Source organism: Stutzerimonas chloritidismutans (assembly GCF_051486945.1).
GTDB classification, from domain to species: Bacteria; Pseudomonadota; Gammaproteobacteria; order Pseudomonadales; family Pseudomonadaceae; genus Stutzerimonas; species Stutzerimonas chloritidismutans_B.
The window spans coordinates 256114-274025 of the sequence record NZ_JAHVDX010000001.1; the positions used below are offsets into that span (position 1 = coordinate 256114).

Here is a 17912-nt window from a genome sequence, read left to right on the forward strand (position 1 = left end):
ATGAAGCTGAGCCTGTCCCGCAAACTCTTCCTTGCTGTGCTCGGCACCGCGCTGCTCGGCATCCTGGCGATGGGCGCGGCGGACGGCTGGAGCTTCGCGCGCGGCTTTCTCGGCTATATCAACGGCCTGACCGAGGAGCGTGTCCAGGCGATGCTGCCACAGCTGCGCGCCTACTACCGCCAACAGGGCACCTGGGCGCCGTTGCGCGGTGCCCACTCCGAATGGTTCGAACTCACCCGCCCGCCCGGAGGCAGCGAGGCGCCTGACTGGGAGATGCCGGTGTCCGACCTGACCGGCGCCGGCCTGCGGATTGCCTTGCTGGACGCGGCCGGAGAGCCCGTGGTGCGCTTTGTCGAGCTGGGTCGCGACGCGCCTCGCTGGCCGATCGAAGTGGAGGGGCAAACCGTCGGCTGGCTGGCCATGGCGCCGTTCCAGAACGTGACCGAAGCCGGTGGTGCGCTGCTGATCAAGCGCCAGCTGTTGTCCAGCCTGGCGGTCGGCGTACTGGTGTCGTTGCTGGCCGCGCTCATCGCCCGGTGGGCGTCGCGACGGCTGGTCGCCCCGGTACAGCGCGTCGCGGCGGCGACGCACCGGCTGGCGGCAGGCGACTACAGCGAGCGGGTGAGGGTGCAGACCGATGATGAGGTGGGCCAGCTCGCCCGCGATTTCAACCAGCTCGCCTTTGCGCTCGAGCGTAATGAGCAGATGCGCCGCGAGTTCATGGCCGATATTTCCCATGAGCTGCGCACGCCCCTGGCGGTGCTTCGCGGCGAACTGGAGGCCCTGGAAGACGGCGTGCGCACCCTCGATGCGGCGTCCCTGCGCTCCCTGCAGCAGGAGGTCGCACTGCTGAGCAAGCTGGTCGCCGACCTGTCCGAGCTGTCGCTGGCCGACGTCGGGGCGCTGACCTATCGCAAGAGCCGGGTCGATCTGGTCGAACTGCTCGAGCTGTCGCTGGCCGGCGCCGCCAAACGCTGCCAGGAGCGCGACCTGACGCTCGACCTGCGTCTGCCGGCAGACGAGGCGCCGCTGCTGGCCGACGCAGGGCGTTTGCAGCAGCTGTTCGGCAACCTGCTGGAAAACAGCCTGCGCTACACCGATGCCGGCGGGCGTCTGCAGGTAGCGGTCACCCGGCGCGGTGCGCAGGTCGTGGTGGACTGGATGGATTCGACACCGGGCGTGCCGGACACCGACCTGCCACGCCTGGTCGAACGCTTCTACCGGGGCGAGGCCTCGCGCCGCCGCGCCACCGGCGGTTCGGGCCTGGGCCTGGCCATTTGTCGCAGCATCGTTGAAGCCCATGGCGGGACGCTCGAAGCCCGTCATTCGCCGCTCGGCGGGCTCTGGCTGCAACTCATACTTCCTGCGGAGAACGGCTGATGCGCGGCAATGAAGCGGTACAGGCGGCCGATGTCCTGGTCGTCGAAGACGAGCCCAAGCTTGCGGCCCTGCTACGCGATTACCTGCAAGCCGCCGGCCACCGGGTGACCTGCCTCGACGACGGGTTGGCCGTGGAACCCGCCGTGCGGGCGAAGATGCCGGATCTGATCCTGCTCGACATCATGTTGCCCGGCCGCGACGGACTGGACATCTGCCGGGCCCTGCGCCGCTTTTCGGATGTGCCGATCATGCTCATCACCGCGCGCGTCGAGGAAATCGACCGCCTGCTCGGACTCGACCTTGGCGCCGATGATTATGTCTGCAAGCCATTCAGCCCGCGCGAGGTGGTGGCTCGGGCGCGGGCCATCCTGCGGCGGCGAACACCGCCCGCCGAGCCGGGGCTGCTGCTGGACGCCGCTGCCTATCGCGCCACTTTCAACGGCACCGACCTTGGCCTTACGCCGGTGGAGTTTCGGCTGCTCGCCTGCCTGGCCGGGTCACCGGGACGCGTCTTTTCGCGCGACCAGTTGATGGACCGGCTGTACGACGATCACCGCATCGTGACCGATCGCACCGTCGACAGCCACGTCAAGAACCTGCGCCGCAAGCTGGAGCAGGCCAGCCCCGAGCGCGAACTGATCCACTCGATCTACGGGGTCGGCTACAAGCTGGAGGTCTGATGGAGGTTCCGCTCTAGGAACCGGCGATCGAGGCCGCGGCATCGCTGATCAGGCCCCGGAGCCACGTCAGCCCTGCATCGTGCTGCTGATACTTGTTCCACTGCATCGCGATGGTCAGGCGAGGCGCCGTCCACGGCAGCGGAAGGATTTTGAGCGGCAGGTAGGCTACCCAACGTTCCGCCAGTCGCCGGTGCATGGTTGCCAGCCGCCCGGTATCGATCAGATAGGACGGCACGCTGTTAAAGGTATTGGTGATGACATCGAAATGCCGCTCGATATCGAACTTCTGCAGGAACCATTCATCGACCGTCGGCACGCGCCGCTCACCCCAGCGCACCAGCACATGCTTCATCTGCTTGTAGCGGTCGAAGTCCAGGGTCTGCTCGGTCAGGGGGTTGTTTTTGCACATCACGCAAACGAACTCGTCCTGGAAGATTGCCTGCGACGGGTGGTCACTGGTGATCTGCAAATCAGGCAGAAGCAGCAGGTCGATTTCCCCGCGCTCGATCTGTTCGCCCGGTGCGTTGTGGGGGGGGAACATCTCGATCGAGCACAGCGGCGCCATTTCGTTGATGCGGCGGCTCACTTCGGGCATCAGCACTGTTCCAACGTAGTCGGACACGATCAGGCTGAACTTCCTGCTCGATTCCGCCGGCTTAAACAGCGCGCGGTTCTCCAGTGTGGCGCGCATCTGGATCAGCAGTTCACGGATCGGCAAGGTCAGCCCTTCGCCGATTGGTGTGCGGACCATCTTGCGGCCCACCTGTACCAGCAAGTCGTCCTGAAAGTATTCCCGTAGCCGGGCAAGCGCGGCACTAGTGGCCGGCTGGCTCAAGTGCAGGCGCTCGCCAGCGCGCGTGATGTTCTGTTCAGAAAGCAGGACGTCGAGGACGACCAGCAGATTCAAATCCAGTCCATGAAACCGCATTGCTTGGCTCCCCTTACCCGCGGCGAAACCGCCCGAGGCTGTTGTTGTGATCGTGAGCATCGCTTGGGCGAGCAATCCACCGCAGTTATGGGTTGTATGTCAAACAAAAATTTCTCGAATGCTTCGCCTTTGCGTAACGTCAAGGCCATTCCGATCCGGTTGCGGTAGGTCGGATGCGATTTGCGTGTATAGACAACAACAAGAGAACTGGAGACGACCATGCGTTATCCATGTGCTTCATCCGACCGCCTGCGCCCGCTACTGGCTGTCTATCCTGCTCGCCGAATCCCGGTTGATCGTTTTCCTTCTGATTTGGATGCGTTACGAGGCGCTCGCCGCTGCGGGCCGCATAGCCCGCTTTAACCGTCAAAGCCGCCGCCTCCGCCGCGACGCTGCGCGTCTCGGCACCTCCGCCAATCCGGTTTTGGAGCCGCCTATGCGGTTCTTGCAGCCGTGCGGCCGTTCGGTGGCCTTTCATCACAGCGGAACCAGAAGGAAAACTCATGACCAAGCACAACCCGTTGCGTGACTGGCAGGTAGATCGAGCAGACATTCAATTCATCGGGCACGACCTGCAACGCCCCGAATGCATCATCGCCCAGCCTGACGGCACCCTCTGGGCGGCCGATGCCCGCGGTGGCGTGATGCGCATCGATACCGACGGCAGCCAGCACCTGCTGGCGCCACAGCAGGCGGCCGGCGACGAGGTGTCGTTCGAGCAGCGCTATGTGCAGTCTCAGGGCGCATCACTGCCCAACGGGCTGGCCCTGACCGCCGAAGGTGATTTCATCATCTGCAACTGGGGGCTTGATCGCATCGAGCGCCTCGATCGGCAGGGCGTCGTTCATGTCCTGCATGACAACCTGGACGGTCGGCCGCTCGGCAAGACCAATTTCCCTTTGCTCGATTCCAAGGGCCGCATCTGGTTCACCGTCACCACGACGATGCAACCATGGACTGACTCGATCAATTCCGGCGTGCTCGACGGCTATATCGGCGTCATCGATGAGCGAGGCCTTCGTATCGTGGCCGAAGGGTTCGGCGGGACCAACGAGATCCGTTTCGACGACAACGAGGAGTGGTTGTATGTCGTCGAGAGCAATGCCAGACGCATTTCACGCCTGCGCCTGAACGCCGACGGTTCCCTGACCGACCGTGAGGTCTACGGGCCGAGCCAGTTGGAGGGATTCCCCGACGGCTTCGCCTTCGACAGCTTCGGCAACCTCTGGGTGACTCTGGTCATGAGCGACAAGCTGATCGCCATTACGCCCGAAGGCGACGTGCTGACTCTGCTTGACGACGGCAACCCCGAAGCCACGGCACGCCTCAACCAGCACTACGCGGACAAGACCCTCACGCCCGAGATCATGGCAGCAGCACGCGGAACCCTCGCGCCCTGGATGGCCAGCCTGACCTTTGGCGGGCCAGATCTGAAAACCGTTTACCTCGGCAGCCTCCAAGGCTCGCGCATTCCCTGGTTCCGAGCGCCGGTGGCAGGCCAGCCGCTGATCCACTGGCGTTAGCAAACCGCAGGCGGGGAACACCGCCGGCATTGTCCACAACAACAATAAGGACACGACGATGAAGTTGAACAAGCAGATGGAAGCGCTCGTCCGGAAAACGCCGCGCATTCGCCATCAGGCCCTTGCAGTGGCCATCGCGGCCGCCATTGGCAGCCCGGCCAGCCAGGCCTTCGTGATCGACACGGGTAATCCGGACCTCCGTGTGCTCTGGGATACTACCTTCAAGTATTCGGCGGCCTTCCGTGTCGAGGATCAGGATTCCAGGCTGATCACCGAGCCCCAGCCGAACTGGCCGAACACCGACGATGGCAATCGCAACTTCGACAAGGGGCTGATCTCGAACCGCCTCGACGTGCTGACCGAGTTCGATCTGCTCTACAAGCGCCGTTACGGTTTTCGCATGAGCGCCGCGGGTTGGTACGACAGCGAGTATCACGGCAAGAACGACAACGATTCACCGGCCACCGCCAACCCGCTGTCGGTGGATCACAACGAGTTCACCGCCGGGGCGCGCGACCTGCACGGCGGCGACGTGGAACTGCTGGATGCTTTCGTCTTTGGTCGTTTCGACCTGGGCTCCATGCCGCTGACCGCACGGCTCGGCCAGCACACCATCCTCTGGGGTGAAAGCCTGTTCCTCGGCGCCAACGGCATCGCCAATGCGCAGGCGCCGATCGATGTAGTCAAGGCGCAGTCAGTGCCCAATACTCAGTTCAAGGAACTGATGCGCCCGGTCAACCAGCTCTCGGCGCAACTGCAGATCACGCCGGACCTGGCCGTGGGTGCCTACTATCAGCTCGAATGGGAGGAGACCCGGTTGCCAGGCTCTGGCAGCTATTTCTCCGGCGTCGATTTCATGGCCGACGGGGCAGAGCGGATGCTGCTCGCCAGCGACGGCAGTGCCTATTTCCAACGCGCCAGCGATCTCGAGGCCAAGGACTCCGGGCAGGCCGGCCTGAAGCTGCGCTTTCGCAGCGGCGAGACCGACTACGGTCTGTATGCCGCGCGCTATCACGACAAGACGGCGCAAATCTATCTGTTGCCGGGCGTGGATGCCGGCCCGACCGACAGCGGGTTCAGGGCAGGGCGCTACCGCTGGGTCTATCCCGAAGACATCTTCACCTACGGCATCAGCGCATCGCGCACCTTTGGCATCGTCAACATCGCCGGCGAGGTTTCCGTCCGCCGCAACACGCCGCTCGCCAGCGACGCCCAGACGGACCTGACCGGCACCGGTGACGGAGACAGCAACCCGCTGTACGCCGTGGGGAACTCACTGCATGCGCAGATCAACTGGATGGCCAGCCTCGGCCCGAGCTTTATTTCCAGGGAAGCGTCGTTCCTCGGTGAAATCGCCTGGAACCGTCGCACCAGCATCACCAAGAACCCAGGGGCCATGAACCCCAACGCCACGCGCGACGCCACCAACATCCGCATGGTCTACGAACCGAGCTACCGGCAGGTCTTCCCCGGTGTGGACCTCTCGGTGCCGATCGGCGTGGGCTACGGGATCGACGGTAACTCGTCGGTAGTAGGCGGCTTCCTGGGCGAGCATGTTGGCGACCTCAGTGTCGGCCTCAACGCGACTTACCTGGATGTATGGCGCTTCGGCGCGAGCTACACGCATTACTTCGGCCCGGTCGATAACGCCATCGACGCCAACGGGCACGGCTCCTACAAGCAAAACCTGGCCGACCGCGATTTTGTCGCGATCACGCTGCGTCGCACCTTCTGATTCGCTGGGAGAACAACAATGAAAACGAACCTTCTGCCATTGCGCTCCGCCATTCTCGGCGCCCTGCTGGGCTTCGGCTCGCTGGCCATGGCCGCGGTCAGCCCCGAGCAGGCGGCGAAACTGAACACGGAACTGACGCCTTTCGGTGCTGAAAAGGCTGGTAACGCGGCCGGCACCATCCCCGCTTGGGACGGCGGTTACACCCAGCCGCTTGCCGGCTTCGAAAACGGCGGTCGTCGCCCGGATCCCTTCGCCAACGAAAAGCCGATCCTGAGCATCAACGCGAGCAACATGCAGGAGCATGCCGACAAGCTGTCGGAAGGGCTCAAGGCAATGCTCAAGAAGTACCCCGATACCTTCCGGGTAGACGTCTACCCCACCCACCGGACCGCTGCGGCACCCCAGTGGGTATATGAGAACACGTACCGTAATGCGACCTCGGCCCACCTTGACGGCGGCAAGCTGGAGGGTGCCTACGGCGGCATTCCCTTCCCGATTCCGCAAAGCGGCGAAGAGCTGATGTGGAACCATCTGCTGCGCTGGCGCGGCTCCGCCTGGCATATGGACGTCAGGGGCGTGCAGACCACGGCCAGCGGGGACCACGTGCCAAGCGTTCTGTCGTCGGTGGATTTCCAGATGCCGTACTACTTCAAGGAGGGATCGCTCGAAGAACTCAAGAACAAGTACGACGGCGTGTTCTGGATGATCCGAATGCTCAACTACGGCCCGGCGATTCGTGCAGGCGAGGCCATTACGGGACACGAGAATCTCGACCCGGACAAGAGCCAGACTTGGGTCTACCTGACCGGCCAGCGCCGGGTCCGCAAGTTGCCCAACGCCTGCTGTGATACGCCAACCCCTGCCAGCGCGGGCATCTCCATGTTCGACCAGACCGACGTGTTCAACGGGCGCCTGGACCGTTTCGACTGGAAGATCATCGGCAAGAAGGAGATGTACATCCCCTACAACGCCAACCGCCTGCTGCAGCGGCCATCCGAACAAGTCCTGTTGGATCACCACATCAATCCCGATGACATGCGCTTCGAACTGCACCGGGTATGGGTCGTCGAGGCGACCCTGGCGCCCGGCCAGCGGCACCTGGCGCCGAAGCGCCGGTATTACGTGGACGAGGACACCTGGATCGCTACCCTGGCCGACCACTGGGATGCCAATGGCCAGCTCTGGCAGATGGGCTTCTCCACGCCCATCGTGATGCCTGACATTCCGGCCACCGCATCGCCGCAGAGCTTCGGCTTCTATGACCTGCTCTCGGGCGCCTGGTACTTCGACGGGATGCTCAATGACTCGAAAGAGCAGTACAAGGTGATGCCACCCTATTCCGATACCACATTCACGCCAGAGGCGATGGCTGGCGAAGGCATCCGCTAAACGCCGCATCCAGACGGCAGGAAGAGCGGTCTCGCACAGCCATCGACCGCTCTTTTTCGATCCAAGGAGTAACAGATGAGCACGACCCCCTACGACATCGTTGCCATGGGTGCCGGCCATAACGGCCTGGTCGCGGCGGCCTACCTGGCCAAGGCCGGCAAGAAGGTACTGGTGCTGGAGCGTAAGAGCTACCCGGGCGGTGGCGTGACCACGCGCCAGCTCAACACGCCCGGCTACTGGCACGACGAGCACTCCAGCGTGCATATCATGATCCAGGGCAACCCCATGCTGCGCCAGGACGAACTCGGCCTGCTCAGCCAGCACGGGCTCAAATACAACTACTCACCGGTCCCGCACGCCACCATCTTTCCCGACCAGTCGGTGCTCTACACCTACAAGGACTTGGACAAGACCTGCGAATGCTTCGCCAAGGTGTCGCCGAAGGACGCCGAGACCTACCGCAACTTCGTCAAGCTGAGCCAGCAGATGCTGCAGATGTTCATGCCGGGCTTGTATTCGCCGCCGCCCCCGCTGGGCGAGCTGGTCGCCATGCTCGATCGCAGCGAAGAAGGCCGGCTGATGCTGGACTACATGAATCGCGATTGCCTCGACCTGGTCAACCAGCTGTACGAGAGTGACCGCATCAAGATCCATCTACTGCGCCTGGTCAGCGAAAACCTGCAGACGCCTAACGAGCTGGGCACCGGCATGGGCGTGCTGTTGATGCCGGGCATCATCCACACCTACGGGGTGTCGCAGCCAATCGGTGGCAGCGGCAAGCTGACCGAGGCGCTGGTGCGCTGCATTGAGTCGCATGGCGGGGAAGTCCGCTGCAACGCCGAGGTGGCCAAGATCCTCACCTCTGACGGTCGCGCAACTGGCGTGCAGTTGAGCGATGGCGAAACCATCCTGGCACGCGACGCGGTGATCGGTGCCATCCACCCCCATGTGGTGCGCAAGTTCGTCGACGGCGTGGCCGAGCCGGTTCTGCAGCGTGCCGAGCGCGCCACGCTGGCGCCGTTCTCGATCATGGTCAGCCACTATGACCTGAAGGAGAACGTCAAGTACCACGCCGGTGAGGAAGTGGGCTACGCCACCATGCTGGAATTCATGGCCACCGATTCGCTCGATGAAATGGTTGCGGACTTCGATGCCCTCAAGCGCGGCCTGATCACCGAGCGTCGCCTGTGCGCCGGTGGCGATGAAAGCATCGGCGACAAAACCCGCGTGCCCGCCGGTGCGGGTATGTTCCATGGCATCACCTTTGCGCCCTACAAGGTCACCGACCCGCGCTGGAAGGACCGTCACTGGGACGATTTCAAGGAAGAAATCGGCGACCTGTCGCTGGCCCACTACCGCCAGTTCATCAGCAACCTGACCAGCGACAACATCATTGCCCGCAGCATCGTCAGCCCGGTGGACCTGGAGCGCTCCAGCCCCAACAGCATGGTCCGCGGTGACCTGCATGGTGTCGCCCCGTACTTCTACCAGAGCGCAGGGCACCGGCCGACGCCCGATCTGGGGCAGTTCACCGTGCCGGGCGTCGACCGGCTGTTCCTCGCCGGTCCCTTCCAGCACCCGGGCGGTGGTGTCTACGGCGCCGGGCGTGCCACCGCCATCAAGATGTTCGAGCAGCTTGGCATGGACTTCGGCGCCGTCTCGGGTGGGGTTCGTGAGGACCTGCCGCCGCCGGTCGCCACTGCCAGCGCCGCCCGCGAGGGCATGGTGCTGCGCGGCCCGGCGAACGAGGAGCTGATGCACGTCGATTCAATTCGGCGGGTCGGCGACGAGCTGGTCATCAAGGGCAAGAGCTTCGGGACCATGCCGATGGAGGCGCGCCTGGACGCGGCTGCCACGCGCGCGGGCCTGAAGATGCTGAGCATCAAGGACATCGCCTTCGCCGCGACCCTGCCGTTCCGTAAATCCCGGCAGTCCGACTGACCGATCTTATAGAAGGAAGAGCCATGAACATCCTGGGCCTCGAATACCTCGTTTTTGGCGTCGACGACCTTGCCGGCGCGCACCAGTACCTCATCGATTATGGCCTGGACGTCGAAGACTACGACCCTGCCGTGGGCGGGACCTATGTCGCCCTGGATGGCACCGGCCTGATCGTCCGGCGTGGCGATGCCCCCGGCTTGCCGCCGCTGCCCCCGGGCGCCGTCACGCCCAGCCTGCGGGAAACCATTCATGGGGTCGCCGACGAAGAAACCCTCGCGGCCATTCGTGACCACCTTGAAGGCGAGCGGCCCGTCACCGTCGATGCCGACGGCACCGTTCACTGCATCGACGATGCCGGCTTCGCTGTCGCGTTCACGGTCACGAGGCGCAGAGAGATCAGGGCCCGTTACTTGGGCTTCAACGTGCCGGGCCAGGCGCCGGGCCGCGCTCCGAACGATTGCGCGGCCAATCCCGACGAGGTCATCAAGCCGCGCTCGCTGTCGCACGTCGTCTATTTCGTGGAGGACGCAGCCAAGGCCGAAGCCTTCTACACCCGGCTCGGCTTCGTCGTCACGGACCGCTTCAACAACCTCGGCCCGTTCCTGCGTCCGGCTGGCACTCTCGATCACCACACCCTGTTCATGATCGAGAGCCAGAACGATCACATGATCGGTTGCAACCACTTCACCTTTCACCTGGGCTCGGCCAACGAAGTGCTGCAGCAGGGCTGGAACTTCGTCAAGAAGGGCTATCGCAGTTTCTGGGGCCCGGGCCGCCACATCATGGGCAGCAACTTCTTCTGGTACTTCGTCAGCCCGTTCGGCGCCGTGATGGAAATGGACGCCGACATGGATCTGCACGACGAGCAGTGGGTTGCCCGCGAGATGGACCCCGGCGCGGACAACTCGCAGATCTTCCTTTTCGACGCCGTCGATAAATGGGCGCCAGGTGAGTAAGGAGCAGGCCGATGCCGGACGAGAAATGGCTGTGCCGTCTTGACGACATCCCCGACGGCGGCGCCCGTGGCCTGCTGCGCCAGGGGCGCGACGACCGGGTCTTCGCCGTACGCCAGGGGAACGCAGTGCAGGTCTGGCTCAACGACTGCCCGCACAACCACCGGCCACTGGACTACCGGCAGGACCAGTTCCTCTCCGGCGACGGCCAGCACATCGTCTGTTTCGCACACTCGGCGCACTTCGCGCTTCACGACGGCAGGTGTTTCGCTGGCCCCTGCGTCGGGCAGCACCTGACCGCCGTCCCCGTTCGGGTGGACGAGCAGGGTGGGGTCTGGCTGACCGAGCCCTTGCCGTCCGCCGACTCAACAATAAGAAGGTGAACCTATGTTTCAGTACTTCCCGACCAATTATGTCTGGAGCCTCTCGACGATGATCGCGATCACGCATGGGGGCAACGTGGGCGAAATCGACGCCATGTGCGCGCCCTTGCGTGAGGCGGCGCTCGCTGGAGACGACCCGGGCACGCAGGCCTTCTTCGAAGCCTGGAAGGGCGGTGGCGACAATCTGGTTGCGCTGGCCGAGGAAGACCTCGAGCGTGGCCATAAGCGTTCGGCCGGAGACAAGCTCGGCCGCGCAGCGCTCTACTACTGCATCGCCGAACGCATGCAGGCACATGGTTTCGAGCACCGGCTGGCCTTGTACAAACGCTCGCTCGAGTTGTTCCAGCAGAGCCGGGTACTGACGCGGGCAAACTGCACGCGGATGGAAATTCCCTACGGGGATGCCTGCATCAGCGGTCTCTACGTGCGCGCCGAGGGTCTGCCGGCCGGTGCCAGGGCGCCAATCGTGGTGGTCATGAACGGCCTGGACAGCACCAAGGAGATGCTGCAGAAAAGCGTGATGGGGACGCAGTTCCCGCAACGCGGGCTGTCGGCGCTGTTCATCGACCAGCCCGGCACCGGTGAGGCCCTGCGCCTGCATGGGATGCCGGCAGTGCACAACACCGAGGTGTGGGCATCGGTGGTGGTCGATTGGCTTGAGCAGCACCCCGAAGTCGATCCCGAGCGCATCGGTGCGTTGGGCGTCTCCCTGGGTGGCTATTACTGCCCGCGGGCGGTGGCCTTCGAGCCGCGGTTCGCCTGCGGCGCGGTGTGGGGCGCCAACCACGATTGGCGGGCGGTGCAGCAGGCGCGCCTCAAACGCGAGGGTGAAAACCCGGTGCCGCACTACTGGAAGCACGTGCAGTGGGTCTTCGGTGCCAGCGACATGAATGACTTCTTCGCCAAGGCCGAGCACATGCACCTGAACGGCGTGCTCGATCGTATTCGCGTGCCCTTCCTGGTCACCCACGGTGAGAACGACCGGCAGATACCGCTGCAATACGCCCATGAGACCTACGAGCAGTTGGTCAACAGCCCCGATAAAAAGCTGATCGTCTTTACCGCCCGGACGGGAGGGGTGGAGCACAGTTCCCTCGACAATCCCGATAACGCGGGTGCGCTGATCGCCGACTGGCTGGCAGAGCGGTTGGGCGGTACCACCGAATGACTTCCATGGCCGAGCGATAGGCAGGAGACCGATCATGGCTTTGATTAAGAATGCGCTGGTCGTGGGTGGGGGCATCGGCGGGATGTGCGTTGCCATCGAACTGGGGAAGCAGGGCATCGCTGTCGACCTGGTTGAAATCAATCCGAATTGGGCGCCCGATGGGGCTGGTATCACCATTAGCGGGCCAACGCTGCGCGCGTTGCGCCAGATCGGGGTCGTAGAGCAGGTGCTGCGCGAAGGCGGGCATTGGCGGGCGATCGATATCTGCGACGCCGACGGCAACCTGACCCGCACGGTCTCGGTGCCTCCCCCGGATGGGGCCGAAGACCTGCCTGCGGCGGCTGGCATCCTGCGGCCCCGCCTGGCGAAAATCCTCGGAAAGGCCACCGAACGGGCCGGCGCACGTATCCGCCTCGGGCTCAGCTTCGCTGACATGGAGCAGGACGAGGAGGGTGTAGACGTCACATTCACGGACGGCAGCCACGGCCGCTACGACCTTGTGATCGGAGCCGACGGCATCAATTCCGCGGTTCGCCGCCTGGTATTGCCTGACTTTTCGGGGCCTGTATTCACCGGCCAGGGTTCATGGCGTGCGGTGGTGCCGCGTCAGCGCGAGCACTCCGCGGTCTACATGGGGCGCACGACCAAAGCGGGCATGAACCCCATCAGCGCCGACCAATGCTATTTGTTCGTGCTCGACAAGCGCCCAGGCATGGATTTCATCCCATCGGAACAGTGGCCCGAGATGCTGGCGGAGCTGCTGACCGAATTCGGTGGGCATATCGGCGAGATACGTCAGGGTTTGCTCGACGGCACCCTGGACAACCCGCGTCTGCTCTACCGTCCGCTTGCGGGGCACATGATCAAGGGACCATGGCACAAGGGGAGGATTGTGTTGCTCGGCGACACGGTGCATGCCACCACGCCGCATCTGGCTTCGGGCGCAGGCATCGCTGTGGAGGGCGCCATCGTCCTGGCGCAGGAGCTCAAGCGGCGACATTCGCTGGAGGGCGCCTTGCTGGCGTACGCCGGTCGCCATTACGACCGCGCTAGCTTGGTAGTGCGCGCCTCAGGCCGGCTGGGCGAACTCGAACAGACGGGCGGTTCGCTCGAGGAACATGCCCGCATCATGATCGGCGCGCAGGAGGCGCTGCGCGCGCCCATATAGCGCTAGCACCTATCGCGCCTCGAAGCGCCCCTGAACCCTCCCATAGCTCTCCGTGCCGTGTTTTATGGCCAACCGCAACAACGCTGCCCGCCTCCTTTTTTAACCAAGGGCGGGCAGCGTTGTTTTTGAGGCGCAGCTGCTCGCAGATCGATCCGTTTCATGGATACCACGGATTTCAACAAACGATTTCTCGAATGGCTTTAACGCGACTATGGTCATTTTCAAGAACAGGGCGGCGTGCTAAGCGCCCCAGACAATAAAAACAAAAGAGGAACCTTGTTGTGCATAAAAGTCATCAAGACCGTATTGCCGTCCTTACCGGTGCCACCGGCGCCCTGGGTGGTTACTTCGCGCGTCGCCTGGCAGAGTCGGGATGCCACTTGGCCCTTGCCGGCCGCTCCCTTCCTACAGAGACGATGTCAGCGGTGGAGGCCCTAGGACGACAGGTCTACGCGGAGGCCTTCGATCTGGCTGATTCAGAGGCAGTGCAACGTTTCGCCTCCAATGTGCTCGACCGCTTTGGCCGTTGTGACATCCTGGTCAACAACGCTGCTTACATGCCGCTGATTCCCTTTGCCGAGCTGACCATCGAGACCTTTCGCCGCTTCGAAGCGGTAAACGTCGAGGCATCGCTACTGCTGGCTCAAGCCTTCGCGCCTGATATGGCTAGCCGGGGGTATGGGCGAATCGTGCAAATCTCTTCCAGCACCGTGGGCAATCCCATGCCCAACTTCACCGGCTACATCACGACGAAGATGGCTGGGCTCGGGTTGGTTCGCGCGCTTGCCGCAGAGCTCGGGCCACAGGGCATCACAGTCAATGCCATCGCGCCGGGGCTCATCCGGACACCTTCCTCAGAAGAGAACCTGCCGCCTGCGCTGTTCGATGCTGTGCGTGAACAACAACTGATCAAGCGCAACGGCGTGCCGGACGACCTGTGCGGGTTGCTGGCGTTCATCACCTCCGATGAAGCGGGCTTCATTACCGGCCAGGTACTCAACGCCGACGGCGGCACTGTCTTCTAAGACGGGCCCGGCGTACACCTCGAACAACCAGAAAGGTAATCCCATGAGCAAGTTCCTGGGTGGTGGCTCCGGCCGCCTGGCTCGCTGTCGCCCTGCGTTTTGCGCCGCGCTGACCGCCAGCACGTTGATCGTCCAATCCCTGGCTTGCGCCTGGGCGGCGCCGGTGGCCGATGCCGAGGGCAGGCCGGCCGCCGTGGTCGAAGCGCCTTCGAAGGCTGTGATCCAGGCCATCGAGCGCGCTGGCGACCGTCTGGTGGCGGTCGGTGAGCGTGGCTTGATTCTGCTGTCCGACGACAACGGTACGAGCTGGCGCCAGGCACCCGTTCCGGTCAGCATCGGACTGACCGCCGTGCAGTTCCCGACGCCGCGTGTGGGTTGGGCCGTAGGCCACTTCGGCACGGTGCTGCACAGCCGCGATGCCGGCGAAACATGGCAGGTCCAGCTGACCGGCGAGGAAGCGGCCGCGCGAGTATTGGCAGAGGCGCAGGCCCTCCCGGATGCAGCCGAAGGAAGTAAGGCCGCACGGGCTAACGCCGAGCGGCTGGTGGAGGAGGGGCCGGACAAGCCCTTTCTCGGCGTGCTGTTCAGCGATGAGCGCAACGGGCTGGTTGTGGGGGCGTTCAACCTGATCCTGCGCACCACCGATGGCGGCCAGACCTGGACCTCGCTGTCGGCCCAGCTGGACAACCCCGGCGCGCGCCACCTGTACGCCATCGCCGCGGGTGGCGACAGCCTCTATATCGTCGGTGAGGAGGGGCGGGTGTATCGCTCGGACGACAACGGCGCCCGCTTCACCCGCCTGCGCACACCCTACCAGGGCAGCTACTTCACGGTTTCGGCCAGCGACTCGGGTGCCGTCGTGGTGGCCGGCCTGCGCGGCAATGCCTTTCGCTCGACCGATCGGGGCGAGACCTGGGCCGCCATTGAGCTGCCCAGCGCGGCGTCGGTCGTCGCCAGCCGGCTCGACGAAAGTGGCCGCTTATGGCTGCTCAATCAGGCGGGACAACTGCTCGAAGGGCGCATGGCGGCTCCGCTTCGCGTACTGAACCGCAACCCGCTTCCTCCGCCTACCGGGCTCGCGCATACGGCTTCGGGAGACCTGCTGGTCAGCAGCCTGCAGGGCATCGTCTATCCGAACCTGCCGAGCCAACACTGAGGAGTTTCGTCTGCCATGCATACGCAGCCATCTAATTTCCCAACTCTCTCCAGTCGCGCGGATTTCGATGACACGTCCGGCAACCTGCTGGAGCGGTTGCTGTTCAATCATCGTTTGGTCGTGGTGGTTCTGTGTCTGCTGGTCACGCTCGTGCTCGGCTGGAAGGCTTCGGAGCTGCAGCTGAACGCCAACTTCGAGAAAACCATCCCCGCGGGGCATCCCTATATCGTCAACTACCTGGAGCACCAGGACGAGCTGCGAGGCTTGGGCAATGCCGTACGGATCGGCGTGGTAAGCGAGTCCGGCTCGATCTACGACCCGGCCTACATGGAGACGCTGCGCAAGCTCAACGATGAGGTATTCCTGTTGCCGGGCGTCGACCGCGCCGGGATGAAGTCGCTGTGGACACCAAGCACCCGCTGGGCCGGCGTGACCGAAGACGGCATGGAAGGCGGCCCGGTCATTCCCCAGGGCTACGACGGATCCTCCGCCAGCCTGCAGCAGCTGCGCGCCAACGTCGACCGCTCCGGCGAGGTCGGCCAGCTGGTCGCGCTCGACAGCAGCGCCAGCGTGATCTACGTGCCCCTGCTCAGCCAGCTGCCCGATGGGCGTCCGATCGATTATGCCGAGCTGTCCGCGAGCCTCGAAGAGCTTCGCAGCCGCTTTGAGCAGGAGGGCGTCAGCCTGCACATCACCGGCTTCGCCAAGATCGTCGGCGATCTCATCGATGGCCTGCGTGAAGTGTTGACCTTCTTCGCGGTCGCCGTGGCGATCGTCACCGCCATGGTGTTCTGGTACACCCGCTGCGTGCGCAGTACGGCGCTGGTGGTGTGCAGCTCGCTGATCGCCGTGGTCTGGCAGACCGGGCTGATCTCGGCGCTGGGCTACGACCTGGACCCCTATTCGATGCTGGTGCCCTTCCTGGTCTTCGCCATCGGCATGAGCCACGGCGCGCAGAAAATGAACGGCATCATGCAGGACATCGGCCGCGGCACGCACAAATACATCGCGGCGCGTTTCACCTTCCGCCGGCTGTTCCTTGCCGGGCTGACGGCGCTGCTGGCCGACGCGGTGGGTTTCGCGGTATTGCTGGTGATCGACATCCGCGTCATCCAGGAGCTGGCCATCGCCGCCAGCCTGGGCGTGGCCGTGCTGATCTTCACCAACCTGATCCTGCTGCCGATTCTGCTGTCGTTCACCGGTGTCAGCGCCCGCGCCGCCGAGCGCAGCCTGCGGGCGGAGCAAGTCACCACGCGCCATCCGTTCTGGGCCTTTCTCGACCTGTTCACCCGTCGCCGCGGCGCCGTGTTGGCGATCGCCGGTGGGCTTGTGCTCGGCGGCCTCGGCCTGGCGGGCAGCCAGCAGCTGAAGATCGGCGACCTAGACCCGGGCGCGCCGGAGCTGCGCGACGACTCGCGCTACAACCGGGACGTCGCCTTCATGAATGAACGCTTCGGTGCCAGCAGCGACGTGCTCGCCGTGATGGTGGAGACCGCGGGCAACGGCAGTTGCGCCAACTACGAGGCACTCCGGCGCGTCGATGCCCTCGAGTGGCAGCTGCGTCAGTTGCCGGGCGTGGACACCACCAATTCGCTCTCGCTGCTCAACCGCCAGGCACTGGTCGGGCTTAACGAGGGCAATCCGAAGTGGTTCGAACTGATCAAGAACCAGTCGATGCTCAACTTCGTCACTGCGGGTGCCCCGCGCGGCCTCTATAACGACGCCTGCGACCTGCTGACGCTGTATGTCTACCTGCACGACCACAAGGCCGAGACCCTCACCCGTGTGGTCGAGCAGGTGGAAGCCTTCGCGGCCGCCAACAACACCGACGACATTCGCTTCCTGCTGGCCGGTGGCAGCGCCGGTATTGCCGCCGCGACAAACATGGTGGTCGAGCAGGCCTGGCGGCAGATGCTGTTCCTGGTCTACGGCGCGGTCGCATTGCTTTGCCTGGTGACCTTCCGGTCCTGGCGCGCGGTAGTGGTTGCCATCCTGCCGCTGATGCTGACGTCCGTACTGGCCGAAGCCCTGATGGTTGCGCTCGGCATGGGGGTTAAGGTCGCGACCCTGCCGGTGATCGCGCTCGGCGTCGGCATCGGTGTGGATTACGCGCTGTACATCCTCTCGGTCACGCTGGCCCGGTTGCGGGCGGGCGATAGCCTGTCGCAGGCCTACTACGCCGCGCTCACCTTTACCGGCAAGGTGGTGGTTCTGACCGGCCTAACCCTGGCCGCAGGCGTCGCCACCTGGGTGTTCTCGGACATCAAGTTCCAGGCGGACATGGGCATCCTGCTGGCCTTCATGTTCCTGTGGAACATGCTGGGGGCGCTGATCCTGCTGCCCGCTCTCGCCTACTTCCTTCTGCCGCACCAGCAGGCGGCGCCCCAGCCGCTGAACACCCCCGCGTCACGTCGCACCGAACGGGCCGCGACCCGCCAGGCCCGCGTCGCGGCACCGGCAACCGATCTGAACTCTTGAACTCG

General features: G+C 64.2%; 14 protein-coding genes. 13 read left to right on the top strand and 1 reads right to left on the bottom strand.

Annotated features, from left to right (window positions below; genetic code table 11):
- On the top strand, positions 1-1380 hold the full coding sequence (locus tag KXR72_RS01040) for an ATP-binding protein (protein WP_437419282.1): 1380 nt from the start codon (positions 1-3) through the stop codon (positions 1378-1380).
- Positions 1380-2060, top strand: coding sequence for a response regulator (locus KXR72_RS01045; protein ID WP_437419283.1), 681 nt, complete (start codon positions 1380-1382; stop codon positions 2058-2060). The genes KXR72_RS01040 and KXR72_RS01045 overlap by 1 nt, the downstream gene beginning before the upstream one ends.
- Positions 2061-2073: 13 nt before the next feature.
- On the opposite strand, the gene KXR72_RS01050 is transcribed toward KXR72_RS01045, so the two are convergent.
- Positions 2074-2967, bottom strand: a complete 894-nt coding sequence (locus tag KXR72_RS01050; RefSeq protein WP_437419284.1) for a LysR family transcriptional regulator — start codon at positions 2965-2967, stop codon at positions 2074-2076.
- Positions 2968-3491: 524 nt separating this feature from the next.
- Between KXR72_RS01050 and KXR72_RS01055 the strand changes: the two genes are divergently transcribed.
- From KXR72_RS01055 to KXR72_RS01105, 11 genes are all read left to right on the top strand, one after another.
- Complete coding sequence (locus KXR72_RS01055) at positions 3492-4511, top strand: SMP-30/gluconolactonase/LRE family protein (RefSeq protein ID WP_437419285.1); 1020 nt, start codon at positions 3492-3494, stop codon at positions 4509-4511.
- A 58-nt stretch (positions 4512-4569) separates the two neighbouring features.
- Complete coding sequence (locus tag KXR72_RS01060) at positions 4570-6246, top strand: DUF1302 domain-containing protein (RefSeq protein WP_437419286.1); 1677 nt, start codon at positions 4570-4572, stop codon at positions 6244-6246.
- Positions 6247-6264: 18 nt separating this feature from the next.
- Positions 6265-7635: a DUF1329 domain-containing protein gene (locus tag KXR72_RS01065; protein WP_437419287.1), complete on the top strand. Its 1371-nt coding sequence runs from the start codon at positions 6265-6267 to the stop codon at positions 7633-7635.
- A 75-nt stretch (positions 7636-7710) separates the two neighbouring features.
- A complete protein-coding gene (locus tag KXR72_RS01070) occupies positions 7711-9576 on the top strand; it encodes a phytoene desaturase family protein (protein WP_437419288.1) in 1866 nt (621 codons plus the stop codon).
- Positions 9577-9599: 23 nt separating this feature from the next.
- Complete coding sequence (locus tag KXR72_RS01075; RefSeq protein ID WP_437419289.1) at positions 9600-10532, top strand: VOC family protein; 933 nt, start codon at positions 9600-9602, stop codon at positions 10530-10532.
- An 11-nt stretch (positions 10533-10543) separates the two neighbouring features.
- On the top strand, positions 10544-10912 hold the full coding sequence (locus KXR72_RS01080) for a Rieske (2Fe-2S) protein (RefSeq protein ID WP_437419290.1): 369 nt from the start codon (positions 10544-10546) through the stop codon (positions 10910-10912).
- Positions 10913-10916: 4 nt separating this feature from the next.
- Complete coding sequence (locus KXR72_RS01085; RefSeq protein ID WP_437419291.1) at positions 10917-12080, top strand: alpha/beta hydrolase family protein; 1164 nt, start codon at positions 10917-10919, stop codon at positions 12078-12080.
- Between the two features lie 34 nt (positions 12081-12114).
- Entirely contained in the window at positions 12115-13248 is a 1134-nt protein-coding gene (locus KXR72_RS01090) for an FAD-dependent oxidoreductase (protein ID WP_437419292.1), read from the top strand.
- A 281-nt stretch (positions 13249-13529) separates the two neighbouring features.
- Positions 13530-14273: an SDR family NAD(P)-dependent oxidoreductase gene (locus KXR72_RS01095; protein ID WP_437419293.1), complete on the top strand. Its 744-nt coding sequence runs from the start codon at positions 13530-13532 to the stop codon at positions 14271-14273.
- A gap of 43 nt (positions 14274-14316) precedes the next feature.
- Complete coding sequence (locus tag KXR72_RS01100) at positions 14317-15429, top strand: WD40/YVTN/BNR-like repeat-containing protein (protein ID WP_437419294.1); 1113 nt, start codon at positions 14317-14319, stop codon at positions 15427-15429.
- A 15-nt stretch (positions 15430-15444) separates the two neighbouring features.
- A complete protein-coding gene (locus KXR72_RS01105) occupies positions 15445-17907 on the top strand; it encodes an efflux RND transporter permease subunit (protein WP_437419295.1) in 2463 nt (820 codons plus the stop codon).
- Positions 17908-17912: the final 5 nt, after the last annotated feature.